General features: G+C 68.6%; 25 protein-coding genes. 14 read left to right on the top strand and 11 right to left on the bottom strand.

Translation table 11 applies throughout. The features are described from left to right. Nucleotides 1–137: 137 nt before the first annotated feature. Entirely contained in the window at nt 138–896 is a 759-nt protein-coding gene (locus AB0395_RS21500; RefSeq protein WP_366283006.1) for an SDR family NAD(P)-dependent oxidoreductase, read from the bottom strand. A gap of 82 nt (nt 897–978) precedes the next feature. Between AB0395_RS21500 and AB0395_RS21495 the strand changes: the two genes are divergently transcribed. Both AB0395_RS21495 and AB0395_RS21490 read left to right on the top strand, forming a co-directional pair. Then, on the top strand, nt 979–2028 hold the full coding sequence (locus AB0395_RS21495; protein ID WP_366283004.1) for an AraC family transcriptional regulator: 1050 nt from the start codon (nt 979–981) through the stop codon (nt 2026–2028). Nucleotides 2029–2254: 226 nt separating this feature from the next. Then, nucleotides 2255–2428 carry a cupin domain-containing protein gene (locus tag AB0395_RS21490; RefSeq protein WP_366283002.1) on the top strand — a complete coding sequence of 58 codons (174 nt, stop codon included), beginning with the start codon at nt 2255–2257 and terminating at the stop codon, nt 2426–2428. A gap of 200 nt (nt 2429–2628) precedes the next feature. On the opposite strand, the gene AB0395_RS21485 is transcribed toward AB0395_RS21490, so the two are convergent. From AB0395_RS21485 to AB0395_RS21475, 3 genes are all read right to left on the bottom strand, one after another. Next, entirely contained in the window at nt 2629–2760 is a 132-nt protein-coding gene (locus AB0395_RS21485; protein ID WP_366283001.1) for a hypothetical protein, read from the bottom strand. Nucleotides 2761–3246: 486 nt separating this feature from the next. Then, entirely contained in the window at nt 3247–3681 is a 435-nt protein-coding gene (locus AB0395_RS21480) for an NUDIX domain-containing protein (protein WP_366282999.1), read from the bottom strand. 233 nt (nt 3682–3914) lie between these two features. Next, the gene (locus AB0395_RS21475) at nt 3915–4481 is read right to left on the bottom strand and encodes a helix-turn-helix domain-containing protein (RefSeq protein WP_366282997.1); all 567 of its coding nucleotides are present in this window, start codon (nt 4479–4481) and stop codon (nt 3915–3917) included. A gap of 95 nt (nt 4482–4576) precedes the next feature. Between AB0395_RS21475 and AB0395_RS21470 the strand changes: the two genes are divergently transcribed. Further along, the gene (locus AB0395_RS21470) at nt 4577–5536 is read left to right on the top strand and encodes an NmrA family NAD(P)-binding protein (RefSeq protein WP_366282995.1); all 960 of its coding nucleotides are present in this window, start codon (nt 4577–4579) and stop codon (nt 5534–5536) included. Between the two features lie 106 nt (nt 5537–5642). On the opposite strand, the gene AB0395_RS21465 is transcribed toward AB0395_RS21470, so the two are convergent. After that, complete coding sequence (locus AB0395_RS21465; protein WP_366282993.1) at nt 5643–6593, bottom strand: NADP-dependent oxidoreductase; 951 nt, start codon at nt 6591–6593, stop codon at nt 5643–5645. A 49-nt stretch (nt 6594–6642) separates the two neighbouring features. Here AB0395_RS21465 and AB0395_RS21460 point away from each other — a divergent pair, with 49 nt between their 5' ends. From AB0395_RS21460 to AB0395_RS21450, 3 genes are all read left to right on the top strand, one after another. Beyond that, on the top strand, nt 6643–7257 hold the full coding sequence (locus AB0395_RS21460) for a helix-turn-helix domain-containing protein (protein ID WP_366282992.1): 615 nt from the start codon (nt 6643–6645) through the stop codon (nt 7255–7257). A gap of 309 nt (nt 7258–7566) precedes the next feature. After that, a complete protein-coding gene (locus AB0395_RS21455) occupies nt 7567–7953 on the top strand; it encodes a YciI family protein (protein ID WP_366282990.1) in 387 nt (128 codons plus the stop codon). After that, complete coding sequence (locus AB0395_RS21450; RefSeq protein ID WP_366282988.1) at nt 7953–9167, top strand: sigma-70 family RNA polymerase sigma factor; 1215 nt, start codon at nt 7953–7955, stop codon at nt 9165–9167. The genes AB0395_RS21455 and AB0395_RS21450 overlap by 1 nt, the downstream gene beginning before the upstream one ends. Before the next feature lie 275 nt (nt 9168–9442). Here the strand turns inward: AB0395_RS21450 and AB0395_RS21445 are convergent, their stop codons facing one another. Beyond that, on the bottom strand, nt 9443–12625 hold the full coding sequence (locus tag AB0395_RS21445) for a PDZ domain-containing protein (protein ID WP_366282986.1): 3183 nt from the start codon (nt 12623–12625) through the stop codon (nt 9443–9445). 298 nt (nt 12626–12923) lie between these two features. Between AB0395_RS21445 and AB0395_RS21440 the strand changes: the two genes are divergently transcribed. Next, on the top strand, nt 12924–13208 hold the full coding sequence (locus AB0395_RS21440) for a DUF3040 domain-containing protein (protein ID WP_366282984.1): 285 nt from the start codon (nt 12924–12926) through the stop codon (nt 13206–13208). Nucleotides 13209–13240: 32 nt separating this feature from the next. On the opposite strand, the gene AB0395_RS21435 is transcribed toward AB0395_RS21440, so the two are convergent. Together AB0395_RS21435 and AB0395_RS21430 are read right to left on the bottom strand one after the other, a co-directional pair. Further along, the gene (locus AB0395_RS21435) at nt 13241–14881 is read right to left on the bottom strand and encodes a penicillin-binding transpeptidase domain-containing protein (RefSeq protein ID WP_366282982.1); all 1641 of its coding nucleotides are present in this window, start codon (nt 14879–14881) and stop codon (nt 13241–13243) included. A gap of 74 nt (nt 14882–14955) precedes the next feature. Further along, nucleotides 14956–15606: a lysophospholipid acyltransferase family protein gene (locus AB0395_RS21430; RefSeq protein WP_366282980.1), complete on the bottom strand. Its 651-nt coding sequence runs from the start codon at nt 15604–15606 to the stop codon at nt 14956–14958. A gap of 481 nt (nt 15607–16087) precedes the next feature. Between AB0395_RS21430 and AB0395_RS21425 the strand changes: the two genes are divergently transcribed. Beyond that, nucleotides 16088–16651: a GNAT family N-acetyltransferase gene (locus AB0395_RS21425; RefSeq protein WP_366282978.1), complete on the top strand. Its 564-nt coding sequence runs from the start codon at nt 16088–16090 to the stop codon at nt 16649–16651. A 5-nt stretch (nt 16652–16656) separates the two neighbouring features. Here AB0395_RS21425 and AB0395_RS21420 read toward each other — a convergent pair whose 3' ends face one another. After that, the gene (locus AB0395_RS21420) at nt 16657–17631 is read right to left on the bottom strand and encodes a tyrosine-type recombinase/integrase (protein ID WP_366282976.1); all 975 of its coding nucleotides are present in this window, start codon (nt 17629–17631) and stop codon (nt 16657–16659) included. A 136-nt stretch (nt 17632–17767) separates the two neighbouring features. Between AB0395_RS21420 and AB0395_RS21415 the strand changes: the two genes are divergently transcribed. Continuing rightward, the gene (locus tag AB0395_RS21415) at nt 17768–18895 is read left to right on the top strand and encodes a histidine kinase (protein ID WP_366282975.1); all 1128 of its coding nucleotides are present in this window, start codon (nt 17768–17770) and stop codon (nt 18893–18895) included. Next, the gene (locus AB0395_RS21410; RefSeq protein ID WP_366282973.1) at nt 18892–19557 is read left to right on the top strand and encodes a response regulator transcription factor; all 666 of its coding nucleotides are present in this window, start codon (nt 18892–18894) and stop codon (nt 19555–19557) included. The genes AB0395_RS21415 and AB0395_RS21410 overlap by 4 nt, the downstream gene beginning before the upstream one ends. Before the next feature lie 78 nt (nt 19558–19635). On the opposite strand, the gene AB0395_RS21405 is transcribed toward AB0395_RS21410, so the two are convergent. After that, the gene (locus tag AB0395_RS21405; protein ID WP_366282971.1) at nt 19636–20319 is read right to left on the bottom strand and encodes a helix-turn-helix domain-containing protein; all 684 of its coding nucleotides are present in this window, start codon (nt 20317–20319) and stop codon (nt 19636–19638) included. A 268-nt stretch (nt 20320–20587) separates the two neighbouring features. On the opposite strand from AB0395_RS21405, the gene AB0395_RS21400 reads away from it, so the two are divergent. The 4 genes from AB0395_RS21400 (at nt 20588) to AB0395_RS21385 (ending at nt 23695) form a co-directional block, all read left to right on the top strand. Continuing rightward, nucleotides 20588–21310: a hypothetical protein gene (locus AB0395_RS21400; RefSeq protein ID WP_366282970.1), complete on the top strand. Its 723-nt coding sequence runs from the start codon at nt 20588–20590 to the stop codon at nt 21308–21310. 409 nt (nt 21311–21719) lie between these two features. Further along, nucleotides 21720–22568, top strand: coding sequence for a DUF4158 domain-containing protein (locus AB0395_RS21395; protein WP_366282968.1), 849 nt, complete (start codon nt 21720–21722; stop codon nt 22566–22568). A 60-nt stretch (nt 22569–22628) separates the two neighbouring features. Then, a complete protein-coding gene (locus AB0395_RS21390) occupies nt 22629–23297 on the top strand; it encodes an alpha/beta fold hydrolase (protein WP_366282966.1) in 669 nt (222 codons plus the stop codon). 161 nt (nt 23298–23458) lie between these two features. Continuing rightward, on the top strand, nt 23459–23695 hold the full coding sequence (locus AB0395_RS21385) for a PQQ-dependent sugar dehydrogenase (protein ID WP_366282964.1): 237 nt from the start codon (nt 23459–23461) through the stop codon (nt 23693–23695). Nucleotides 23696–23718: 23 nt separating this feature from the next. Here the strand turns inward: AB0395_RS21385 and AB0395_RS21380 are convergent, their stop codons facing one another. After that, on the bottom strand, nt 23719–24420 hold the full coding sequence (locus AB0395_RS21380; protein WP_366282962.1) for a site-specific integrase: 702 nt from the start codon (nt 24418–24420) through the stop codon (nt 23719–23721). Nucleotides 24421–24460: the final 40 nt, after the last annotated feature.

Below are 24460 nucleotides of genomic sequence, written 5' to 3'. Positions count from 1 at the left end.
TCGGTCACCGAAACCGCATCGTCCCAGGTCACCGCCCTGACTCCGATCGCCCCGTCAACCCGGTCCCCGATGCCGACCCGGGACAGGCTGCCGAACCCTGGGGTCCCGGTAGTAATCGCACGCCTGCTCGGCCACAACTACCCGTGACGACCAAGGCGAGGTTCGGTGTCATTCGTCCAGAGTCCGGCAGGGAAGATGCTTTCATGCCGACTCCGTCTGGCATGCATGTTCCAGAGAATGTCGGCCAGCTCGGCGGAGTCGGCGGCGGCCATGTCAGGCACGGGTTCGCCCTGCGCCCGGCGCCGCTCGTAATCTGCTTCGAAGGGGGTGCCCATGATGCGGGCGCCGATGTAGAGCATGCCGACGTAGACACCCTGGCCCGCGACCTCGGCCGCGAGCGACTGAAGGTAGTTCCGCTGCGCGGCCAGGATCACGGGCCAGCCGCTCATGCTCGGCCGCCCCCGTACGGCGGCCGCCCCCTGCGCGGTGAGTATGGCCCCGTCGCCCCGCTCGACCATGGCCGGCAGGAACTCCCCGACCAGGCCCAGGAGTGTGTACAGCGAGATCGGCATCCGCTCCTGAAGCCGCTCAGGGGTGAGGCCGACGGCGGGAACAAACGCCAAATCCGTGGGCACCGGGCCGTAGTAGAAGGCCGTGGGGTCGCCGACCCTCGCGCGGATCCGCTCGGCGAGCGCCGGAACGTCGCCACTCCGGTCGAGGTCGCCGGTGATCACATGGGCAGAAACGCCGTCGGTGGACAGGTTCTCGGCGAGCGCGTCCAGAGGTCCCTGGCGGCGGGCGACCAGGACGACCTCGTATCCCTCCTTGCCGTACCGGCGGGCGACCGCCTGACCGACACCTGGACCGGTTCCGAACACTGCGATGGATTTCGTCATGCCCTTCACCCAACCCCACAGGCGTCAAGACGATCCATGGGAGAAGATCTGAAATACCTTTGCCATCGTCTACAGTCGGCGTGTGGACGTCCTGACCGACCTGCTGCACCGCGCCCGCGCGCAGAACGCCCTCGTCAGGCAGCTCATCCAACATCCGCCGTGGGCGATGACGTACGCCGATGCGCCCCCGCTCGCGGTCGCGGCCACGCTCGGCGGTCAGGCCTCGATCCGGCTCGGCGGCTTCGCTCCCACGCGCCTCGCCGCGGGTGACATCGCCCTCATCACCGCCCCCGGCGGATACACGATCGCTGACACCCCCGCGACCCCACCTCAGTTCGTCATCCGTGACGGGCGTAAGTACCTCCCCACCGGCGCACCGGCCGGCTCCTACCCAGTGTCGGCGCCTCGCACGTACGGCAGTGGGCGGCCCGGCGCCACCGTCATGCTCCGCGGCGTGTACGACCTCCACGGCGACGTGGCCTCCCGGCTCCTGGACCTGCTCCCGCCGCTCGCGGTCGTGCCCGCGGGACCGCGCACCCGCACGGCCCTCGACCTGCTTTCCGCCGAGGCCGCCCGCGACGAGCCGGGCCAAGACGCCATCCTCGCCCGGCTTCTGGATCTCGTCCTCGTGATCGCATTGCGGGCCTGGTGCACCAGGCCGGAGGCAGCGCTGCCTGCCTGGTACCGAGCGCTGACCGACCCGGCGATCGGCGAGGCACTGCGTCTCCTGCACGGGGATCCCGCCCACCGCTGGACGGTCGCCGCGCTGGCCACCAAGGTCGGCATGTCCCGCGCTGCTTTCGCCCAGCGCTTCACCGCCCTGGTCGGTCAGCCGCCCCTCGGCTATCTCACTGACTGGCGCATGACCCTCGCCGCAGACCTGCTCCGCGACACCCGGCAGAGCGTCGCCACCGTGGCCCGCCAGGTCGGTTACCGGGACCCGTTCGCGTTCAGCGTGGCGTTCAAACGCGCCCGCGGACGCACCCCTTCGTCCTGGCGCGGGCCTCCTGACCGCCGTAGCGTTAACGCCACCGACAACGCCGGAAGGACAGCATCGGGGAGCCGAGGAACAGCCGTTGACGCCGATAATGATCTTCCTCTCTGGGATGAGGATCCCGGTGGATATCGCTGACCGGTGTCGACGTGGGGTATTCGGGCAAGGTCGGCGGCATCCTCGGCCCGACCCGTCGCATCTGCCAACCGGCGTACCAGTCCTGCGGCGCTCTCACATCGGAGCAGGAAGGCATGCCTCTCGTAGAGGCATCGACTCATCGGCCCTGCCGCAACTCCTTGAGACAAGCCGCTGACCTGCGCCTTCTCTCTCGTTTGCGGCACACGTGCCTTAACGGCACCCCGGTATGGAGAAACAACTCGTGGTGCTCGAGGGCACCCTCACCGTCGCGATCGGCGGGATCAGCGAGACGCTGAACACCGGCGACTCCCTGTTCTTCCAGGCCGACGCGGACCACGGCTTCGCCAACCGAACGAATGCTCCCTGCGAATACATCATGGTCATCTCGCGCAGAACCTGATCGGCCGCAGCGTGCGGGCCTGGACAAATCCCCAGCACTCAGCTGACCTGTGGCTCAGCGCTTATCGAGAAGTCTCGTCGGAATATGACCACGACCTCAAGACGTAGAGAAAGTTTGTATTCGATCAGGGACCGCCCAGCGAACCCGTCAGCGTGGGAGACCTGGGCGGCTCCTCTACCGGTGACTCACCGGGGTCATAGTCAGGGGCTAACCGGCAGGTTGATCTCCGTGCCAAGGGCGGCCAGGATCACAATCACGACGGTGATGACGATGGTCTGTACATGTCGGCCCCACTCACCGGGAACCTGGACAGACAGGGTGAAGTTGCTCATGAATTCCTCCGAGCGGGTTGGCGGAACGACAGCCGGGCCCGCAGAGGCGAAAACCTCGAAGCTTCTCGCTACCCTGAAGGTGTCGCATTCAGTGTTTCTGAAGCCGTGCAGGCCTGGTCAAGCACTGAGGACGCTCGGTCTCTCTGCCAAGAGGCCGGGCTTTTCAATTGAGATTCTCGCTGTTCTCAGCGGAGAATGTCAGTTATCCACTGACCGGGTGCCGATCGGCGCACGGACGTCCTGATGGACTTTCCCGGGTCAGGGCGCGGTGCGGGCGCCGGGAACGAAAGGGGGTAGTCGCCTGAACTCCATGTGTCCTACGTCAGGGGATCGTCTTCGGGGCCAGGGCTGTGACCTGGGATGAGGAATTTCAAGTGGCGAAGCGCGCCCGTGAGGGGTGGGCATGTGTCTGTTGGACAGGGCAGGCTCCGCCATTGGACCTTGCTCGGTCGCGAGTTTGGCGATTCGGATGGTAGTCGCATGTGGTCAGTCGAGCAGCGTCCCGAGTGGCGCGCCTTGGCCGGATTGGAGAACATGAGCGGCTTCCAGTGGGATCCAGAAGCACTCGAAGTTGGTGGGGGCCTGTTCGCCATCGTGGAGTTCCTGGTTGGCCCATCGCTCTGGGGTGGGCTCGGTGAGCTCCAGCTGGAAGACGTGGCGGTGCTGGATCTCGAAGCGGTAGGGGCTGATGTCGTAGGTGACCTCACCCAGCTTCCGGACGATCCTGAATTGGGTGAAACCTGTTTCCTCCTGTGCCTCGCGAAGGGCGGCGTCTTCTGGTGCCTCCTCTGGCCGGATGCCTCCAGCAGGGACTTGAATTCCGACCTCCTCGTAGCTGAAGTCGGTGTGTCGGAAGACCAGCAACCGTCCGTCACGAAAGATGTAACACAGCACTTTGTCCTTAACAATCTTGTCCACCATGAGTTTTTTCCCACTTGCTCGACAGCAGCGCCGGCCGCAGGCCACCATCCGGCCCGAAACGATTAAGACAAGGGCAAGCCGTAGTGACAGAACCAGCGCTATGAGCAAGATTCGCTGACAAAGAAAAGGTCAATTGTCACAGGACACCATGAGGTACGGAGTTCAAGTGGACGCCAGAGTCGCAGTTGTCCTGTCTCGTCGATCATGAGGCACGGGTGCACCCTTCAGGCTTCTCAGCCCCGCGGGCTCAGGCCCGCCACGGCCAGCCGGAACAGCCGGTCCGCGCGGGCGGCCGGGTCGGGGTGGTGCTCCGTCGCGAGGACGACGCCGACGATCAGCGCGATCAGGTCGGCGACGGTGACGCCTTTTGCCACCGCCTCGTCCTGCATGGCGCGCTGCAGCAGGGGGTTTCCCGCCTCTGTCATCATCGCCGAGCAGGTGTTCTCGTGCACGGGGTCGGGTTCGGCCCCGTCGTAGGCCAGTGCCGCCGCCAGCCCTCGGGCCGCGACGCAGTAGGCGACGACGTCGCTGAGCCATTCCAGGAGCGCGTCACGGCTGTCGCCGTTGCCTGTTAGCTCGCGGGCGCGGGTGGCCAGGGCCTCGATCCGTTGATGGGAGACCGCCTCCAGCAGCGCCCGGCGGGTCGGGAAGTGGCGGCGTACGGTGGCCGAGCCGACCCCCGCGATGCGGGCGATCTGTTCCAGGGAGGCGTCGGCCCCGTACGCGGCGACCTCCTCCTCAGCTACGGCGAGGATGCGCGCGTAGTTGCGCCGGGCGTCCGCGCGCTGGCGGTCGGGCATGGGCGTCATCTCCAGGGTTGCTAAGTGGCGGGGCCCGCCATATCGTATCGCACAGAAAACGGCGGCCCCCGCCGTTTAATGCCTTGAGGAGCACCATGCCTGCAGATTCCGCACCCGTCCTGGTCACCGGCGCCACCGGCAGGCAGGGCGGCGCCACTGCCCGTGCCCTGCTCGCTGCAGGCGTTCCCGTACGCGCTCTGGTGCGTTACCCCAACACCGAGCGAGCCAAGGCCGTCGAGGCGCTAGGCGCCGATCTGGTCACCGGTGATCTCCACGATCGCGATTCGGTGGTGCGGGCCGCCAAGGGCGTCCGCGCCGTCTTCTCTGTTCAAATGCCCGCCCTGGCCGCCAAAGGTTTCGATTTCGACGGAGAGGTGGCCCAGGCCGTCAACCTCATCGAGGGCGCGAAGGCTGCGGGAGTGCCGCAGTTCGTACACACCTCCACCAGTGGCGCCGGTCAGCACACCGAGGCTCCTGGCTGGATCGCAGGCCGCTGGGGCTCCTTGGATGACAGCCTGGGAGCCAAGAGCACGATCCAGGACCGGGTTCGCGCGGCTGGCTTCTCCCACTGGACGATCCTCAAGCCGGGTTTCTTCATGGAGAACTTCCTGCCGTCCATGGCTTTCCTGTTCCCGCGGGGCGTTGAAGGCGGTCTGGTGAGCGTCGTGAAGCCGGACACCCGGCTGTCCCTCGCCGCGGTGGACGACATCGGCAGGGCAGCCGCCGCGGCCATCGCCGAGCCGGAGCGGTTCCACGGGGTCGAGCTGGAACTGGCGAGTGACTATCTGCCGATGACGGAGGTCGCCGAGGTTCTCTCCCGTGCGCTGGGCGCGCACCTGTCCGCGCCGGACATGACCGAGGAGCAGGCACTCGCCGCCGGAATGCCGCCGATGGGCGCCTCACACGAGTGGATGAACATAGCCGGCCAGCCGGCCCGCCCGCAGTACGCCAGGGACCTCGGCCTTTCGCTCACCAGCTTCGAGGAATGGGCTCGACAGCACCTGCGGCCCGTCACCACCCACTCGCCGAAGCCAGCGCGTTCAACCGGGCGTTGACGGTGGCCGCCGAACGCGCCCCCCACTGCTCGATGAACCAAGCTCCAACGAGCTCACCCATGACACGGGACACCCGCGCTGCATGTGGACAGGTTGGTGGGGCCGGTCAGTTCACCAGCACGATCTTCCCGTGGGCGTGACGGCTCTCGCTCAGCTTGTGCGCGGCCGCAGCCTCGGTGAGTGGGAACGCCGCCGCGACCGGCACCCGCAGCCGGCCCTGCCCGGCGAGCTCGACCGCGATGCCGAGGCCGTGCACCGCCAGCGGGTCGGCGGTTCCAACGGCCGTCGCCGTGTCGGCGGTCGGCACGCCGTGCGACAGGTGCACGCCGAGGGCCGCCGCGATGAGGTCGGGAGCGATGGTCACCACGCGCGCCGGGTTCCCGGCGATGGCGATCAGGTCGGGCAGTGCCCCTCCTGCGCAGTCGAACACCGCGTCCACCCCGTCCGGTGCCAGCGTGCGGACCCCTTCGACCAGGCCCGCCCCATACGTCGTCGGCTCCACGCCGAGCGAGCGCAGGAAGTCGTGGTTGTGCTCCCCGGCCGTACCGATGACGGTGGCGCCACGGGCGACCGCGAGCTGCACGGCGACTGAGCCCACCCCGCCTGCCGCGCCCTGCACCAGCACGGTGTGTCCGGCGTCGACCGAGAGTCGGTCGAGCACCCGGGTGGCCGTCTCGACGCTGCCCGCGGCACCACCGGCCTCCTCCCAGCTCCACGCGGCCGGTTTCGGCGCCCAGGCGACCAGGACCGCGTGATCGGCGTTGGCGCCGCGCGCGGTCGTCGCGGTCATGCCGAACAGCTCGTCGCCGACCCCAACATCCGTGACACCGTCGCCGACCTCGTCCACCACGCCGGCAGCGTCGAACCCGGTCCGGTACGGGAACGTCACGGGCACCAGGTCACGCATCTTCCCTGAGCGGATGAACGTCTCTCCTGTCGATAATCCGGACGCCCGTACGGTGATGCGGATCGTCCCCGGCCCGGCATGCGGCTCTTCGACCTCGGCGACATGCACCACGCCGGCCGGGCCGTACTCGGAAAACTGAACAGCTCTCATGTGCCGCACCGTAACGGAACACCCCGTCCGTTTGATTAAAGTGAGAGCGGTGACGGCCGAAGTGAGTCAGAAGCTGCGCTCGGACGCCCGCGACAACCGCGCGCGTATCCTCGCGGTCGCCCGCAAGGCCTTCGCCACTGAGGGCCTTCATGTGCCGATCCGGGAGATCGCACGGCGCGCGCAGGTTGGTGCGGCCACCGTCTACCGGCACTTCCCAACCAAGGAAGCGCTGCTCAGCGAGGTCTTCGCCGAGCCGATGGCCATGTGCTCGGCGGTCGTCGAGGAGGGGCTGGCGGAGGCCGACCCGTGGCGCGGGTTCTGCCTGGTGATCGAGAAGCTCATGGAGGCGCACGCCCTCGACCGGGGTCTGTCTGGCGCGTTCACCTCACGGCTGCCGTACTTCACCGCGGACCGCGACCGTACGATCCGGCTACTGCTCCAACTCATCCGGCGTGCTAAGGAGGCGGGAGGCCTGCGGGCGGACTTCGTCCTGGAGGACTTCATCTTGGCGATGATGGCGAACGAGGGCATCCGCGCCGAGTCACTTGAGCAGCGAGCGGCGGCGTCGCGCCGTTTCGCAGCCCTGATGATCCAGTCGTTCCGTGCCGACCCCGTCCGCATGCCGCTTCCGCCGGCGGTCCGGCTGCTGTTGGCCGTTCAGTAGCGCCTCGGCGGCGACCTCCCGGCGTTCCCGCCGCCCCCGGCCTGCGCGACCGTGCCAGCATTGGGTCGTCCACCAGCCACTTGAGTTTCCCTGGATCCGTCGTGCGAGGGCATCCTGGTCAATAGCGCTACTGAGCTGACCAGCATCATCATCAGGGCGTCCGCGTCAACCATCGCTCAGGGGCCGATCTGACAGGATCGGCTGCGTCGCGGCGAAAGATTTCTCCGGGGCCGTGTCGATCAGCGGGCCGCTCGTTCGACGTGTAGGCGCGAGGGCCGAGGGACGGCCCCGCCGGACGAGGAGAACACGATGTCGAAATACCTGCTGATCATGCGAGGCACCGATGAGACGAACGCGGCCATGATGGCCAACATCGACGAGATGATGGCCACAACCCGCCAGTTCATCGAGGACATGATGAAGGCCGAGGTTCTCGTCGCAGCCGAAGGGCTGGACGATCCGGGCCGGGGCGTCGTGGTCGACTTCAGCGGCGAGGCGCCGATGGTCACGGACGGGCCGTACGGCGAGACCAGGGAACTGTTCGGTGGCTACTTCATGCTCGATGTCGCCACGAAACAGGAGGCGGTCGAGTGGGCCAAGCGGGTCCCGGCGGTCCGCGGGTCCAAGATCGAGGTCCGGCGGGTGGCCGAGGCCGACGAGGTGCCGCAGGGCAGCGAGAGCAACGGCCAGATCTGATGGGTAGGGCCGACGTCGAGGCCGTCTGGCGGATCGAGTCGGCCCGGATCATCGCCGCGCTGACCCGGTTCACCGGCGATTTCGGGCTGGCCGAGGACGCGGCCCAGGAGGCGGTGGCTGAGGCGCTGGTGTCGTGGTCGCATGCCTCTCCGGCCAATCCGGCCGGCTGGCTGATGGCCACGGCCCGGCGGCGGGCGATCGACGCGATCCGCCGCCGGACCGCCCTCCAGGACCGATACGCCCTGCTGGCGGCTGACCCCGCGGTCGATCAAGAAATCGACCCCGACAAGATCGACGACGACGTCCTGGCGCTGATGTTCGTCAGCTGCCACCCGGTGCTCTCCCGTGAGGCCCGGGTGGCGCTGACCCTGCGCGTGGTCGGTGGCCTGTCCAGCGAGGAGATCGCCCGCGCGTTCCTGGTACCCGTGCCGACCGTGCAGGCCCGCATCACCCGGGGCAAGAAGACGATCGCGGCAGCCGGGGTGCCGTTCGAGCTGCCGCCGGCCAGTAAGCGCCGGGAACGGCTGGGCGGTGTTCTCAGCGTCCTCTATGTGATCTTCACCGAGGGGGCGACGGCCACGTCGGGCGACCGGCTGCTGCGCCCCGACGTCGCGTACGAGGCGATCCGGCTGGCCCGCACGCTGGCCGCGCTGCAGCCTGACGAGCCAGAGGTGCACGGCCTGCTCGCGTTGTGCGAGCTGACGGCCGCGCGCTTCCCGGCCCGGACCGGCCCGGGCGGCACGCCGATCCTGCTCGAGGACCAGGACCGGCGGCTGTGGGACTTCTCGGCGATCCGCCGGGGGCTGGCCGCGCTGGCCAGGGCATCGACCCGCGGTCTCGGCCCCTACGGCCTGCAGGCCGCGATCGCCGCCGTCCACGCGTCGGCGCCCTCGGTCGAGGCGACCGACTGGGACCGGATCGTGCTGCTCTATGAGGCGCTCGGCCGGGTCGCGCCCTCGCCGGTGGTCGAGCTCAACCGGGCCGTCGCCGTGGCCATGGCCTCGGGTCCGGCGCAGGCCCTGGCCATCGTGGACGAGCTGATCGCCTCGGACCGGCTCCCCGGTTCGCATCTGGTTCCGACCGTACGCGGGGAGTTGCTGGCCCGCCTCGGCCGGCGACCTGAGGCGCGCGCCGAGCTGGAGCTGGCCGCCCGGCTGTGCGCCAACCAGCGCGAACGCTCAGTGCTGCTGCGCAAGGCGGCCGCGCTGGACTGACTTCTCCAGCGCGGCCGGCTCGGATTCGAGCATGCCTGACAACCCCAGATAACTTGTCAGGCATGTTCGTCGGGAACGCGCTTGCCTTACATGCCTGACGTCTTCTCGGCACCCCAGGTAACTACATGCCCACCCCATGAATGATCAAGGTTGGACACCACGCGGCCGATGCTGTTCAGGTAGCGCGAAATTGTTCACCGAGCCACGGGATCTACCTCCCTGCCGTGACTTTCCGTTCCGCTACTACATCAGTTCCGCTACCGCCAACATCCCTGTCAGCGTGGGGGCAGGCGGGGGACCGTGAACCGGGGACGGTCGGCGGGGTCGGGCGTGTGCGGGGGGTACATGACGAGGCGTTCCATGGCGACCTCGATGGCCTTGTCGAGCTGGGTGTCCACGCCCCGCGCATAGTCCTGCGGGGTGATGTCCACCTCGATGTCGGGGTCGGTGCCGTAGTTCTCGATCCGCCAGCCCACGTCGTCGAAGGCGAAGGAGAACTCGGGCTGAGTGGTGACCGTGCCGTCGGCCAGCTGGTGCCTGGGCCAGATGCCGATCACTCCGCCCCAGGTGCGCTTGCCGATCAGCGGGCCGAGCCCGAGCAGCTTGAAGGTGTGGCTGAAGATGTCGCCGTCGGAGCCCGCCCACTCGTTGGTGATGGCGACCATCGGGCCGCGCGGGGACTCGTCGGGGTAGGGCTCGGGCACGCTCCAGCGGGGGAAGTTGTAGCCGAGGCGGCGGCGGGCGAGCTTCTCCAGCAGGAGTGCGGACACGTGGCCGCCGCCGTTGAAACGCACGTCGACGACCAGGCCCTCGCGGTCGTACTCGGTGAGGAAGCCACGGTGGAACTCCGCATAACCTTCGGGGTTCATATCGGGGATGTGCAGGTAGCCGATCCTGCCTCCGCTGCGTTCGTGGCAGCGGGCCCGGTTGGCCTCGACCCAGTCGCGGTAGCGGCCCGGCTGCTCGTCGCCGATGGCCCTGACGGTGACGGTCCGTTTGTCACCGTCGCGCATGACGGTGAGCTGGACCTCCTGGTCGGCCTGGTTGACCAATCGTTCGTCCGGGCTCGCCGACGGGCCGACGGGCTGGCCGTTGACGGCGATTACCGTGTCGCCTGGCCGTACGTCCACCCCGAGGCGGTTGAGCGGTGAGGTCGCCTCGGGGTCCCAGCGGTCACCGCCAACGATCGCGGCGATCCGGTAACGGCCGTCCTCGTAGGACCAGTCGACGCCGAGCTTGCCCTGCCGGTAGTGGGGGCGGGAGCGGTAGGCGCCTCCGCTCTCGTAGGCGTGGGAGGTGCCCAGCTCGCCGAGCACCTCCCACAGCAGGTCGGAGAACTCTCCCCGGGTGGTGATCCGGTCGACCAGCGGCAGATAGCGCTCGTAGACGCCGTCCCAGTCGATGCCCGCCATGTCCTGTGCCCAGAAGTTCTCGCGCTGCAGCCGCCAGGCCTCGCGGAACATCTGCCGCCATTCTGCCTCGGGACGGATGGAGACCTTGACCCGTGACAGGTCGATCCATCCACTGGCACGGCTCGGCGTCTCGTCCTCCTCCGGCGTCTCTCCGGCCTTGATCATGCGCAGGCGTTTGCCGGACTGGTAGAGCAGGGTGAGGCCGTCCCGGCCGAGCTGGAACTCCGAGACATCGCCGACCAGTGTCTCCTGTTTCTGCGTGGCGAAGTCGTAGACGTGCAGCGTGCCGTCGGAGGAGTCGGCGTAGTCGTCACCGAGGCTGCCTTCGACGGGGAAGGCCAGGTAGATGGCTTTGCCTTTGATGCCGGCTATGCGGTCGTAGCGTCCCTCGGGGACGGGGAAGGTGACGACGCGGTTCTCGATGCCGTCGAGGTCGATGACGATCTCGAGCTGCTCCTCGTCCTCGTCGCCGCCCTTCTCGGAGCTCTTGTCCTCGTCCTCGTCCTCGAGGGAGCGGGGCTCGGGGACGAACGGCGAGCCGACGTCCGCGCGCAGCCCGATGGCGTAGGGGCGTGAGCCGAGGGGGAAGCCCAGGGCGAACTGGAGCTCGTCGTAGACCGGGTTGAAGACGCGCTGGCCGATGAAATAGAGGTAGTCGCCACCGGGGTCGAAGCAGGGGCTGGAGTCCCACAGCACGGGGCGGGTGGCGAAGAACGTCTCGCCGGTCTCGGCGCGGCACAGTTTGACGGCCATGGTCTGTGCGGTGTCGTGGCAGGCGTAGGCGAGCCAGCGGCCGTCTGGCGACCAGGCGGGGTCCTCGATGCCGCCGAACCTGCTGCTGTCGATCACGGTTCCCCTGGCGAGGGCCGCCTCGTCCCCGGGCAGGTCGATCATGATCAGTTCGTTGCGGTGGTTGGCGACGGCGACCCGGTCGCCCTTGGGGGAGACCTCCAAGGCGGTGACCCGCCCGGTGTCGAGGTGGTCGAGCCGTACCGGTTCGGCGCTGCCGTCAGCGGTGAGCAGCACCAGCACCTCCCGGTCACCGTCGTCGCTGGCCGCCGCGATGAGCCGGTCACCGTCGTTCAGCCAGGTGAGCAGCCGGTAGCGGACGCCGTACAGGGCGCCGTGCTGGCGTGCGGGCCCCTCCCAGGCGGCGAAAGAGAAGGCCTTGCCGCGGGTGGTGACGGCCAGGCCCGTGCCGTCGGGGCTGAGGGTCGCGCTGTCGAGGAAGTCCTCCGCCGGGGCGAAACGGCGGTTGCGCTGGGTGCGGGAGCTGTGCAGGCGCACCTCGACGTGGTGCGACTCGCCGTTCTCGACCAGGTAGAGCTCGGCTCCTGCGTGGTAGACCAGCCTGTCGCCGTCTCCCGACAGGTTGCGGGCGTAGTAGTCGCCGTGGTCGGAGTGCCTGCGCAGGTCGCCGCCGTCGGCGGTGCAGGAGTAGACATTGCCGACGCCCTCGTGGTCGGAGATGAAGTAGACGCGGTCGTCGACCCAGCAGGGAGAGGCCAGATTGCCGGGCAGCGTGATGAGCCGCCTGAATCGTTCGGTGCCGATCCACAGATCGCCCGCGGTGCCGCCCCGGTATCGCTTCCAGCGGGCCGGGTCCGCGGTGTTGCGGCCCAGCACGATCTGCGGGCCGTAGGAGATGGAGTTGGCCGGGCCGTACGGCAGGCGCTCGGGGACGCCGTCCGGCGTGACCCGGTGCAGCCATCTGTGGCCGTCGAAGGGCTGTGACTCGTCGCTGGCGTACAGGATGGCGCCCTCGGGGTCCCAGCCGGTGACGGTCGAGCGGGCTCCGTGATAGGTGACCCGCCGGGTCGCCCCGCCGTCGGCGGGCATCACGTAGACCTCCTCCGGGCCCTCCTCCCGCCCGACGAAGGCCAGCCGGTCGCCGTGCGGAGAAAAGCGGGGGTAGGCCGCCTCCGCCACCCCGGCGGTCAGCCGGAAGGCCCGTCCGCCGGTGGCGGGCACCATCCACAGATCGTCCTCGGCGGCGAAGACGACCGTGTCGCCGAAGATCGTCGGGAATCGCAGGTAGGCGGACATCGTGCTCACTCCGTGATCGATTGACCGTTGGCTCGTCCCGGTCTTCCGATCATGATTTCACGCCTGTGGCGGGTGCGGGCCCGCCGGTCCCGCCCTCCCTCCGCTGCCCGGTTCGGGAAGATCGCCCCGAACCGGGCAGCGGAGGGACGCCGCAGGTAGAGGCCCCTTTCCGGGGTCGTGTGGCCGCCCAGATGGCCTGCTGGGAAAGAAGCGGTAAATCGCCACCATGGAAATGGATAACGATCTTTATGATTGGGCAGGAAATCGGCACACGCCTTGCGTCCCGGGGAGGTACGGCATGGCCTGGTCGCAAGACGAGGAGCGAATGCTGCTGCAGATCGAGCGTCACCTCACCGATGAGGACCCGCGGCTGGCAGCGAGACTGGAGTCGTTCAACGAGCGTGTCCAGCGCAAGGAGCGGGGCCGGCGCAAACGCCGGGTGCGGGGAGACAGGAGCCTGGTCGGGAGCCCGCGCAGGGCGACGATCATCATCATGATCAGCTGGATGCTGATCGCGACCCTGATCGCCATGCTGCTCGTCCTGGTGTTACGTCACGAGGCGGCCGCCGCGCTTCCGCTCTGAGGAGCGGGCGCCGCCCGTTTCGCCGCGGAAGGTCAGCCCAGGGCGCGCAGGAAGGTCGCGGCCACCGGGGCGGCGACCGCGCCGCCTCCCGTGCCCTCTTCGACGATCACCGCGAAGGCGAGGTCCCCTCGGAAACCCATGAACCAGGCGTGGGTTTTGAGGTTGTCCTGTGCGCCGAACTCGGCGGTGCCGGTCTTGCCGCGCGTGCCGGACGGCAGGCCCGCGTCCTTGGCGGTGCCCTTGGTGACCACCGCGGACATCATCTGGTGGATCTTGGGGGTGACGCCGGAGGGGAGCTCCTGCGGTTCGGACTTCTGCTCGATGGCGGGCACCAGTGTCGGGGGGCGCCAGGTGCCGTCGGCCAGCGCGGCGGCGACCGAGGCCATCATCAGCGGGCTGGCGGTGATCCGGCCCTGCCCGAAGGATTCGGCGGCGAGCTCGGCATCGCTCTGTGCCTTGGGGAAGCTTCCCTTGGTCGCCGGGACGCCGATGTCGAGCGGCTTGTTGAAGCCGAACAGCTCCGCGGCGTGGCTCAGCTTGTCGGCGCCGAGGCGGTCCTGGGCCAGCGGGGCGAAGGTGGTGTTGCAGGAGTAGGCGAAGGCGTCGGAGAAGGAGACCGACCCGTAGCCCGCGTGGTGGGAGTTGCGGATGGGCAGGCCGCCGATGGTGACGTCCTTGGGGCAGGTGACCTGTTCTCCGGGGGTCATCCCACCGGCCAGCAGCCCGACGGCGGTGATCGCTTTGAAGGTCGAGCCGGGAGGGTAGTTGCCGTCCAGAGCGCGGTTGAAGCCGCCCTGGTTGTTGACCACGGCGAGGATCTCGCCGGAGGAGGGTTTGATGGCCACCAGGGAGGCGGTCTGCTTCAGGTCACGGACCGCGTCGGCGGCGGCGCGCTGGATCCGCAGGTCGAGGCTGGTCTTCACGCCCTCGCCGTCCTTGCCCTCGATCTTGCCGAGAGACTTGACGGTTTTGTCGGGACCCACGAGCTGGATCTCGGTGGCGGGCGTGCCCGCGAGGCGCTGCTGGAAGGTCTCCTGCAGCCCGCCCCTGCCGATCGCGTCGCCTACCTTGTAGGGGGCGCCGAGGGATTTCACATCCTTGGCCGTGGCCTTGTCGAGGTAGCCGGCGAGCTGCTGGACCGAGCCGCCGACGTCGCCGCCGTCGATGGGCTCGTCGCCGGCCGCGGTGATCTGCGCCCGCCGCGGCCACTGGGTCTTCAGCGCGAACGCGCCACCGGCGGTCAGGGCGGGATGCACCGCGGAGGGCGACCATTTGACCCGCCAGTAGTGTTCGACGACCGCCAGGTCCAAGGTGCCGGAGTAATGCCATTCGCCGATGTCGCGCAGCTTCAGGGTGGTGGTGTATTTGGCCTGGCCGGTTCCGTCGCCGGTCTCGCGCACCGAGTCGAGGCGCACCGAGGTCGCCTCGACCGCAAGGTTCTTGCGCATGTCCTCGTAGGTCTTGGCGAACGCCGGGTCGGCCGCGCCCTGCCCCGTGCCCAGCTCGGCGCGCATGGCGGTCAGGTCGCCCGCCTGCCAGGCGGCGGCGAACCGCTGGGCGGTCTCCTGGGGAGTGCCCCTGGTGTGCAGGAACCACCAGGCCCCCGCGCCCGCCGCCCCGGCGACCAGCACGACGGCTGTCGATGTGATCGCGATCGTCTTGCCACGCGGCACCTGATTACCCCCAGTTCTCCGTGCCTCAAGGATCGCAGCCTAGCGTGATCAGCCTGAAATGTGACACCGAATAGTCAGTTGTCCTTACTGCGGCTGGGGGCATAGCCTGGTGCGCGCTCCTGCCCGGACAGGGCCTGGATCGCGTCCATGATCTCGTCGGTCACCCGGCGGCGGTCGCGGGCGTCGGTGTGCGAGCCGGTGAACGTCAGGGGCTTGCCGATCCGGATCCCGACCTTGCCGAGCCTGGGCACGGAGGAGCCGATCGGCAGCACCGCGTCCGTGCCGCTCATCGCCACCGGGACGACCGGGGCCCCGGTCGCCAGGGCCAGCCAGGCGACTCCGATCTTGCCCCGGTAGAGGCGCCCGTCGGGGGAGCGGGTGCCCTCGGGGTAGATGCCGAACAGCTCGCCGTCCTTGAGCACCTGCGCGGCGGCGTCCAGCATGTCCTGCGCGGCGGTCGGGCTCTGCCGGTCGATGGGGACCTGTCCCGTGGCCCGCATCCAGGCCGCGGTGACGGGGTTGCCGGTGAAGTACTCCGCCTTGGCGACGAAGCGCACCTGGCGGGGGAGCACCAGCGGCAGGAAGGTGGAGTCCAGGACGGACAGATGGTTGGAGGCCAGGATGGCCGGTCCCGAGCCCGGCACGTGTTCGGCTCCGGTGACCCTGGTCGGCCACAGCAGATGCAGGAAAGGGGCGCTGACGATCTTGGTCAGGCGATAGAGCACGGGCTCTCCTCGTGAGATGGGTTCACCACACTAGGTGGTGGCCCGGTGGCCTGCAGGTGTGCGCACCCGCACAAGCGGTGCCTTCATGTTTGTAGCCCTTCTCCAAAGCCAGGGGCTTCTTTCAGGGCGAAACCTCAAAAAACGAAACGCCCCGCGGGGCCTGAGCTCCCGCGGGGCGGAGTGTTTAGGTGCCGATGTGGCGGTCGCCTCCTCGGCGAGAGGCACAACACGGCTCCAGCCGAACGGTATTCCGTGAAGGCGGTAATTTGCGGCCCGGGGGACACAAACCACATCGGCACGATCACTCTAACGGACGCGGGCCGGTGGTTATTCCGCATCCGGCTCCCGGCGTGTCAGTGGGGTCCGGCGCCGGGCCGCTCGCCGCGGTCAGGCTCCTGCGTGATCGTCTCCGTTCCGGAGTCCCGACGCCCTATGCTCGGGGCGAGGCCCGTGATCACGCCGACGGACAGGAGAGAGCCTCGTGGAGACCGAGCGCCTGATCCTGCGCAGGTGGCGGCAGGACGATCGGGGGCCGTTCGCGGCGCTGAACGCCGACCCCGAGGTGATGGAGCACTTCCCCGCCGTGCTCGACCGGGGGCGGTCCGACGCCATGGTCGACCGGATCGAGTCGGCGTTCGGCGAGCACGGTTACGGGCTGTGGGCGCTTGAGCTGCGTGCCACGGGGGAGTTCATCGGCTTCGCCGGGCTGGCCTGGCAGACCTTCGAGGCGCGTTTCACCCCGGCGCTCGAGATCGGCTGGCGCCTGGCCCGCCAGGCCTGGGGGCACGGATACGCGAGCGAGGCGGCCGCGGCGGCGCTCGACCACGGGTTTGACGTGGCAGGCCGGCAGGAGATCGTCTCCTTGACGGCTGTGGGCAACCGGCGTTCCCGCGCGGTGATGGAACGCCTGGGCATGACGAGGGATCCGGCCGATGACTTCGAGCACCCCCTGGTTCCTGAGGGGCATCCGTTGCGCGCGCACGTCCTGTACCGCGTCGGCCGTGACGCCTGGCGACGGCGGCGGGGAGTCACGCCGTCGCCCTGACGGGGTCACAGTGGTTTGGCGGGAGGCAGGGGGATCCTGTCGACGGCCTCGCGGCGGCGCCGTTCCGGGCGGCGGTCGTAGCGGGCCGTGGTCGCGGGGGAGGAGTGGCCGACGAGCGCCTGGGCCGTGGCCAGGTCAACGCCCGCGTCGAGTAGCTCTCCGATGAAGGTGCGCCGGAAGTCGTGCGGGGTGCGGGGTGCGGCTCCCGCCTGCGCCAGCCGTTTGGCCAGGACGTCGGCGATGGCCTGGCCGGTCATGGCTGCGGGCCCTGTCTCGGTGCCCCTGAGCGAGCCGTACCGGCTGATCGGGCAGAACAGTGCCCCCGCGGGGCGGCCTCGTACGGCCAGCCAGCGTTCCATCCGGCCGACGGCCTCCGCCGTGAGGTAGGCCAGTCGTTCCTTGTCGCGTTTGCCACGTACCCGCAGGGAGCGTGAGGCCGGGTCGTAGTCGCCCAGGGTCATGCCGGCGATCTCGGCGCGCCTGCAGCCGGTCGAGTAGAGCACCGCGAGCAGGGCGGCGTCACGCACCCCCGCGGGGGAGCCGTCGCCGTCGCACGCGGCCAGCGCGGCGCCCACGACCTCGGGCGGGACGTGTTGACCGGTGGGCAGCCGGGTGTGCTCGACGGTCGGCAGGTCGGCGGCGCGCTGGTACTCCTCCGCGGTCATCTGGCCCAGGCGCCACGCCTCGCGCAGGACCCTGCGCAGTGCGACCAGGTGCTTGTTGACGTAGGCGGGGGACCAGCCGCGCTCGGTCATCAGCGCGCGGATGCGTACGGTGTGCTCGTAACGCAGCAGGTGCCAGGGCTGGCCCGCGCCGGAGGAGACCTCGTCGCCGGAGACGAGGGCGGCCAGACGGTCCAGGCAGCCGCGCATGGCACGGCGGGACTCGGGGCTGGACAGGGAATCGAGGTAGACCCGGTAGGGGTCGCGTGCGGGCTCGACGGCGGTCCTGGGCGGTTCTGGTACGGCTGGCACGCTCATCCGGCAGACCCTATCGCCTTGTATTAATCTACATTGTAAAGGCGTCGGCTCTGGTTCGAAAACGATCATGAACAAAGCAAAAAGCCAACGACAGAAGAGGCTGCGAGGTGGCCGGCCTGCGATAGCGTCGAAGACCGTGCGGGATAACTTCGAGGCGCGTTTGTCTCCGCGCAGGCGGATGCTGTTGGTGGCGGGCACGCTGATGGTGCTGGGCTCCGTCGTGTTTCTGTTGCCGCCGCAGGGCTCCGTGGGGGTGTGGGGCCGGGGGCCGGCGATGCTGCTGGTGTCAGTGCAGGCCGCGGCCATGTGGTGGATGGCGGAGCGGCCTGGGCCGGCTGTCGCGGCCGCATTGGTGGCGGGGGCCGGTATTCACCTGCTGTATCCGGCTGTGGGGCCTGGAGTCGCGTTGGTTACGGTCTGCACGTTCGCGTGGTTGCGTCCGGCGAGGGTCTCGCTGTGGGGGCTGGCGGGGGCGCTGGTGTTGACCGCGGCGGTGCCGTTGCTGGGTGGGCAGCGGGTTCCGGCTCTGTTGTGGGCGTGCGGGGCATTGTTGGCCTGGAGTTGGGGGGCGCTTGGGCGGGCTCGTGACGCTGGGCGGCAGGCCGAGGCGAGGCGGGCGGTGCTTGAGGAGCGTGCTCGCATCGCGAGGGAGTTGCATGATGTGCTCGCTCATACCGTTTCGGTGATGGTGGTGCAGGCCGCCGCGGCTGATGATGTCTTCGATTCCAGTCCGGTGAAGGCCAGGCAGGCGGTGCGGGAGCTGGAGGCGTGCGGGCGGCGGGCGTTGGGGGAGTTGCGGCATTTCCTGCGTTCGGTGGATGTCGATGGGGGGCAGGCCGGGGTTGAGGGTGGTGGGGGTGAGCCGCAGCCGGGGTTGGGGGATCTTGATCGGCTGGCGGGGGTCATGGGTGCCGCCGGTTTGGATGTGGTGGTCAGGTGTGAGGGGCTGGATGGTTTGCGGGCTGTTTCGTCGGTTGAGTTGTCGGTTTATCGGATCGTGCAGGAGTCGTTGACGAACGTTCTGCGTCATGCCGGTGCTGGGAGGGCTGAGGTGTTGGTTTCTGCGGGGGGTGGGCGGTTGCTGGTGGAGGTTCGTGATGACGGCTGGGGTGGGGGTGGCCGGTTGGTGGGCCGGGGCGGTGGGCGGGGGATCGCTGGTATGCGGGAGCGTGCGGCGCTGTTGGGGGGTTCGCTGGAGGCGGGGCCTGGTCCTGGGGGTGGGTTCGTGGTGCGGGTGTTGTTGCCGCTGAAGGAGTTGTCGTGACGGTCAGGGTGTTGGTGGCTGATGATCAGGAGTTGGTTCGTGCGGGTTTCCGGATGATCATCGAGGCGCGTGAGGATCTTGAGGTTGTCGCGGAGGCGGGTGATGGTGAGGAGGCGGTGCGGTTGGCGCGGCGTTTCCGTCCTGATGTGGTGCTGATGGATGTGCGGATGCCGGGTGTGGACGGTATCGCTGCGACGCGGTGTTTGGTGGGGGGTGAGGATGCGCCTCGGGTGATTATTTTGACGACGTTCGATGTGGATGAGCCGTTGTATGCGGCGTTGCGTGCTGGGGCGAGTGGTTTCTTGCTCAAGGATGTGCGTCCGGCTGATTTGGTCGATGCGATTCGGGTTGTTGCTCGTGGTGAGGCGTTGTTGGCGCCGAGGGTTACTCGTCGTTTGCTTGATCGTTTCGCTCGGTCTCTTCCTGAGAGGCCTGTTCGGTCTGCTGCGTTGGCGGAGTTGACTGAGCGGGAGGCGGAGGTGTTCGGGTTGGTGGCGCGGGCGGCTTCCAATGCGGAGATCGCTGCTCAGCTGGTGGTGACGGAGGCGACGGTGAAGACGCATGTGTCGGCGGTGTTGCGCAAGCTGGGTGTGCGTGATCGGGTTCAGGCTGTTGTGCTTGCTTATGATCTTGGGCTGGTTCAGCCGCGTTCTTGTGACTAGTGCCGCATCAGGCAACGTTCACCCTCTTCTGATACAGAATCTGGCTCCTGGACTCGGGGCACAATCCCAGCGGTCTGATCACGGCGGGAGGTCGCGCCAGCGTTCGGCCGACGCCAGAACGTCCAGGCTGATCCGCTCTAGGAACGCACCACCCCTGGCCAGGCGGCGTCCTACGGGCGTGTCGAGCCCGAGCGTCTGCCCCGCCGCCTTCGTGATCTCCGCCGCCGCGAGCGTCTGCCGCGAGCTGATCACCGTCGAGTGGTACCAGGCGTCGTCGTCGACCACGTAGATGTCGCGCCGCCGCCGCGGATCACGCTCGCGCCTGATCAGCCCCTGCTGGGTCAGGTAGCCCACCGCCATGGAGATCGAGGCGGGACTGACTTTTAGCGCGCGCGACAGCTCGGCCGCGGTGAGCCTGCCGTCCTCGCTCAGCCACAGGCCGATGAGCACGCGCGCCACCATTTTTGGCAGGCCCATCCCGACCGCCATCTCGACGGCCCCCTCTTCCGCCTCGAAGACCTTGCGGTCCTGGGGTTCGACCTCGGGTGAACGTGCCGGGGCGCCGCGCCGCGCCCGCCGCGCTGTCGCCTGGTGTGCCCGCTCGGGGCGGTAGTCGCTGGGGCCGCCGTTGCGGCCGACCTCGCGGCTGATCGTCGAGGTCGGCCGGTCCAGCCGCCTGGCGATCTCGGCGTAGGAGCGGCCTTCGGCGAGGCCGGTCGCGATGCGCTGGCGGTCCTGCCGGGTCAACCTTCCTTCTGACATGACACCACTATTGCGTTCAGCGCCACACAATGCAATGTTTCATTGCATTCAGCTTCAGCGTCAACGTATCAGTTTATTGGCTTTTGCCTGCATTTATGTGCATCGATTGATTGACAGAACTTCTGAAAGCAACGTAGCTTTCAATTGTGATGAACACGTACTATCGCGATGAGCCGGTCACTCCGTCCCTTGACCGCGCACCCGTCTGTCCCTTCGATCCCGCCCTTTCGCGCACAGCCCTGTGCGCAGAGCTCTACGACCGGTGAGGGTGGAGGTGTTCAAGCGCATTCTTCCAGCGCTTGGCCTGCTGGTTCTCGCGCCGCTGGTCGGCGAGTATCTGCTTGGCAACATCGCCATCGACGCCCTACCGATGATCATCGGGCTGATTCCGCTCTATGGCGGTGGCGCGCTGCTAATCCGTGAGGTCGCCCGCCGGTGGCGGCTGGGGTGGCCGGGGATCATCCTGCTCGGGCTCGCCTATGCCGTGATCGAGGAGGGCCTGCTCACCCAGTCGCTGTTCGATCCCGACTATGTCGGGTTGCGGTTGCTCGACTACGGGTTCATTCCGGCACTGGGCATCGGCGCCTACTGGACCGTGTTCGTTCTGGCCATCCATGGGGTGTGGAGCATCGCGGTGCCGATCTCGATCGTGGAGGCGGGCTCACGCCGGCCGGACACTCCCTGGCTCGGCAAGGTCGGCCTCACCGTGTCAGCCGTCCTGTTCCTGCTAGGCGGCGCGGTGCCCATCGCCCTGGCAGGTCCGGCCGTCTACCCGTTGTCGGCCGCTCAGATCACTTGGACGATGATCACGGCCTGGGCGCTGCCGGTCTGGTCACCTACGCGTGGCACGGCTTCCCTCAGCCGCCGAGTTTTCCAGCGCCCGCGAATGTGGACCTCATGGGCAACGCGGTCTTCGCGCTGGCCGCCCTCGGGCTGCTCGCCTTTGTGGCGGTACGGCTCCGCCGCACCGCTCCGCCAACTTGACCTTTAACCTTGGCATTTGCGAGATCACTCCAGATTTCTTAAGAACAAGCTCAGCTTGGCCTTGCCGCCGTAGTAGGTGACCGGGGCAGCACCGTGCTCCTTCTACGCGGTGAAGATGCCGGCAAAGTAAGCGAGCACACCGAACGGGGTCGGATTCGCGTCCCCAGGCGACGAGTTCGCCATCGCCCTCCCAGCTCCGCGAGGCACTCCTCGCGAACTCGTCCGGCGCGTTCGGGCAGTTCTGACGTGGACGAACGGATTACGCCCAGGCCTCCTTGAGGATTTCAGTCCTTCGTTCCGGCTGGTGGAGCTGGGGCGGTGGAGCGCGGCGGCTGGTCGCGTACGCGGGTCATGATGTCGCCAGGCGGTGCAGGTCGGGGTGTCGTTAACCACCGTGTCACCAGCTGCCAACCGCAATGTCGCTGCAGGTCAGGAAGGTATGTCTGCATAGAACTCCTCGGTGTCGCGGCGAGCTGTCGCCACCGATCTTCCGCCTGGATCATGCGGCCCTAGACGCGCTGGCGAGCAAGCGGCGTCCGGCGACGAAACTGGGATGGGTGGTGCAGTGGGGGACGGTGCGGATGCTTGGGGTGTTCTTGACCGAGGACCCGCTCGCCGTCCCGCCTGGCGCGGTCGCCTTCGTCGCCGAGCAGCTTGACCTCGATCCGCTTTGCCTGGCCGACTATGGCCAGCGCCCCAAGACGGCCTACGAGCACGCCTGGGAGATCCGCGAACTGCTGGGCTACCGCGACTTCGGCGGGTGTGAGGCCGAGGTGCGGATGTTCGTGGCGGCTCGGGTGTGGGCCTCGGTCGAAGAGCCGCGGGCGTTGTTCGACCGGGCGCGGGTGCACGCGCTGTTGTCGGGCCGGCTGTCGCAGGACATGCAGCAGTCGCTGGAGCGGCTGCTGGCGGTGCCAGACGGTAAGAGACGTTCGGAGCTGGAGCTGCTGCGCACCGCGCCGGTCAAGGCCTCGGGCCGGGTACTGACCGAGGAGCTGAAGCGGGTCAGTGAGATCGCCGCGCTCGGCACCGGCCAGGTGGCGGTGGATCCGGTCCCGGCGGTCAAGCTCGGCGCGCTGGCCGAGCCGCCGCTAATGGCACCCCGTTTTCGGGCCCCGGCCAGGGGACGTCATCGCCAACCTGGACCAGCAGTAAGGACGCCACCGCCACCTGGAACAACGAGGCCATGCGCACCGCACACGAGATCAACGGGCCGCTCTACGCGACCTCGGTCCTCACCACCGACCAGGTGTTGGACACTCTGAGATAGCAAAGCCCTACAACCGATGCTCCGCCTTGAGAGGCCTTGAGAGAAGGAGAAACACATGACGACGTTCGTCCTCGTACCCGGCGGTTGGAAGGGCTCCTGGGCGTATGAGGCGGTGATTCCGCTGCTGGAGCGTGCCGGTCACACCGTTCACGCCCTGACCCTGACCGGTCTGCGGCCAGACGACGACAACGCGACGGTCGCGACCGCCAACCTCGACACACACGCCGACGACGTACTGCGGCTCCTCGATCGTGCCCACATCACCAGCGCGACGCTAGTGGGCCACAGCTATGCCGGGATGGTGATCGCCGCCGCCGCCGATCGCGCCGACGGGCGGATCTCACGGCTGGTGCATCTCGACGCCTTCGTCCCGCGTAATGGCGAGTCGTGGTGGTCGTTGGCGAACGAGTACTTCCGGGAAGTGATCGCGGCCGGCGCCGCGAGCACCGGCTACGCCGTCCAACCACCGGACGGCGGCGATCCCCGCCGCCGTCCCCATCCCCTCGCCTCGTTCCTGCAGACGATCCGGCTCACCGGTGCGCACGCCCAGGTCCCCCGCCGGGAGTTCGTCTGCTGCTCGGGATGGGAGGACCGGACGCCGTTCACCGAACTCCGCACCCGACTCCAAGCCGATCCCGAGTGGCAGGTCCACGACCTCCCAACCGGCCACGACGCAATGAATGAAGCCCCAGAAGCGGTCGCCGCGCTACTGCTCGACGGATAATCGCGGAAGCTCGACGCACAAACGACAGGACGCTGCGGCGGCCCAGGAGTGGTATCGCAAGGCCGCTGCCACCAGGGACGGCCGATGAAGACTCCTCGCCAACCGCACTCCTGGCCCCGGGCACATCTGCCCGCACACCGGCCGAGGCGAGTCCCAGCGGTATGGCCATCGGGAACGGGAGCATCTATCTGGCCAACCTGCGTGGCAGCCTCCTGCGGCAGATCCCGCTCGACCGGCTCTCCACCTCCGCCCAGCACCTGGCTGGCCAGCACGAGCGCCTCCGCGACGCCGCCATCGCTCCCGACGGGTCGCTGTGGGTGCTGACGAGTAACACCGACGGTCGCGGCACCCCCGGCCTAGGAGACGACCGCATCCTCCGCGTCGCGATCGACAGCTGACATGAATGCGGCCGATTCAACGCCTACCTGGCCCCCGGTCGACGCCCGGCCAGGTCGCGGCCTTCTTGTCGGCGGGCGGGTGCTTCGGGTGAGACGCGGGCGTAGCGGGCGAGGGAGGCGGCGGAGGTGTGGCCGGAGTAGGCCAGCAGGGTGGAGGTGTTGGCGCCGTCTTCTGCGGCGTGGGTGAGCGCGGAGTGGCGGAGCTGGTGGAGCGTGTACGGCCCGCCGGGCAGGCCGGTGGTAGCGGTTTCGAAGAGTTCGGCGGCGCGCCGGTAGGACAGCCGGGCCTGGCCGGTGGCGGGGTCGAGGTCGCAGGGCGGCAGCTCGACGCGGGCGCGGCGGCCGGTGAGGAACAGCGGCCCGGTACGGCGGCCGTCCAGCAGGCGCGGTAGCAGGCAGGCGGTGGCGGTGCGCCAGACGATGACGTCGACGGTGCCGCCCTTGCGCCGGACCCGGGCGCGGCGGTTGCGCAGATCCAGGTCGGCGACGTCGAGGGCCAGGGCCTCTTGGGCGCGGGCGGCGCTCTCATACAGCAGCCGGAACATCGCGGCCGCCGCGCCGCCCCACCGGCTGGTGAACCAGGCCGCGACCCGGTCGGCGCCGGCCTCGCCCTCGAGGTCGGCCAGCGGGGTCTGCTCGCCTAGCTCGCCGGTCAGGCCGCGCAGCGCGATCGCGTAGGCCTTGGCGGTGTTGGCGACGGCGATGGTCTCCAGGAACGCCGCCACGGCGGCGCCGAGCGCGGGCGCGCCGGACGGGCCGGTGGCC

It is taken from the genome of Streptosporangium sp. NPDC051023 (genome assembly GCF_040689595.1).
Lineage (GTDB): Bacteria > Actinomycetota > Actinomycetes > Streptosporangiales > Streptosporangiaceae > Streptosporangium.
Note: the sequence above shows the minus strand (reverse complement) of the source record. Positions and strands in the feature narration are given on the sequence as shown.

Coding starts and splice junctions, on each gene's coding strand:
- AB0395_RS21500 (WP_366283006.1), bottom strand. CDS start 896: ATGACGAAATCCATCGCAGTGTTCGGAACCGGTCCAGGTGTCGGTCAG.
- AB0395_RS21490 (WP_366283002.1), top strand. CDS start 2,255: ATGGAGAAACAACTCGTGGTGCTCGAGGGCACCCTCACCGTCGCGATC.
- AB0395_RS21480 (WP_366282999.1), bottom strand. CDS start 3,681: ATGGTGGACAAGATTGTTAAGGACAAAGTGCTGTGTTACATCTTTCGT.
- AB0395_RS21395 (WP_366282968.1), top strand. CDS start 21,720: ATGTCGCTGCAGGTCAGGAAGGTATGTCTGCATAGAACTCCTCGGTGT.
- AB0395_RS21465 (WP_366282993.1), bottom strand. CDS start 6,593: ATGAGAGCTGTTCAGTTTTCCGAGTACGGCCCGGCCGGCGTGGTGCAT.
- AB0395_RS21390 (WP_366282966.1), top strand. CDS start 22,629: ATGACGACGTTCGTCCTCGTACCCGGCGGTTGGAAGGGCTCCTGGGCG.
- AB0395_RS21440 (WP_366282984.1), top strand. CDS start 12,924: ATGGCCTGGTCGCAAGACGAGGAGCGAATGCTGCTGCAGATCGAGCGT.
- AB0395_RS21450 (WP_366282988.1), top strand. CDS start 7,953: ATGGGTAGGGCCGACGTCGAGGCCGTCTGGCGGATCGAGTCGGCCCGG.
- AB0395_RS21445 (WP_366282986.1), bottom strand. CDS start 12,625: ATGTCCGCCTACCTGCGATTCCCGACGATCTTCGGCGACACGGTCGTC.
- AB0395_RS21405 (WP_366282971.1), bottom strand. CDS start 20,319: ATGTCAGAAGGAAGGTTGACCCGGCAGGACCGCCAGCGCATCGCGACC.
- AB0395_RS21420 (WP_366282976.1), bottom strand. CDS start 17,631: ATGAGCGTGCCAGCCGTACCAGAACCGCCCAGGACCGCCGTCGAGCCC.
- AB0395_RS21470 (WP_366282995.1), top strand. CDS start 4,577: ATGCCTGCAGATTCCGCACCCGTCCTGGTCACCGGCGCCACCGGCAGG.
- AB0395_RS21485 (WP_366283001.1), bottom strand. CDS start 2,760: ATGAGCAACTTCACCCTGTCTGTCCAGGTTCCCGGTGAGTGGGGCCGA.
- AB0395_RS21455 (WP_366282990.1), top strand. CDS start 7,567: ATGTCGAAATACCTGCTGATCATGCGAGGCACCGATGAGACGAACGCG.
- AB0395_RS21385 (WP_366282964.1), top strand. CDS start 23,459: ATGGCCATCGGGAACGGGAGCATCTATCTGGCCAACCTGCGTGGCAGC.
- AB0395_RS21475 (WP_366282997.1), bottom strand. CDS start 4,481: ATGCCCGACCGCCAGCGCGCGGACGCCCGGCGCAACTACGCGCGCATC.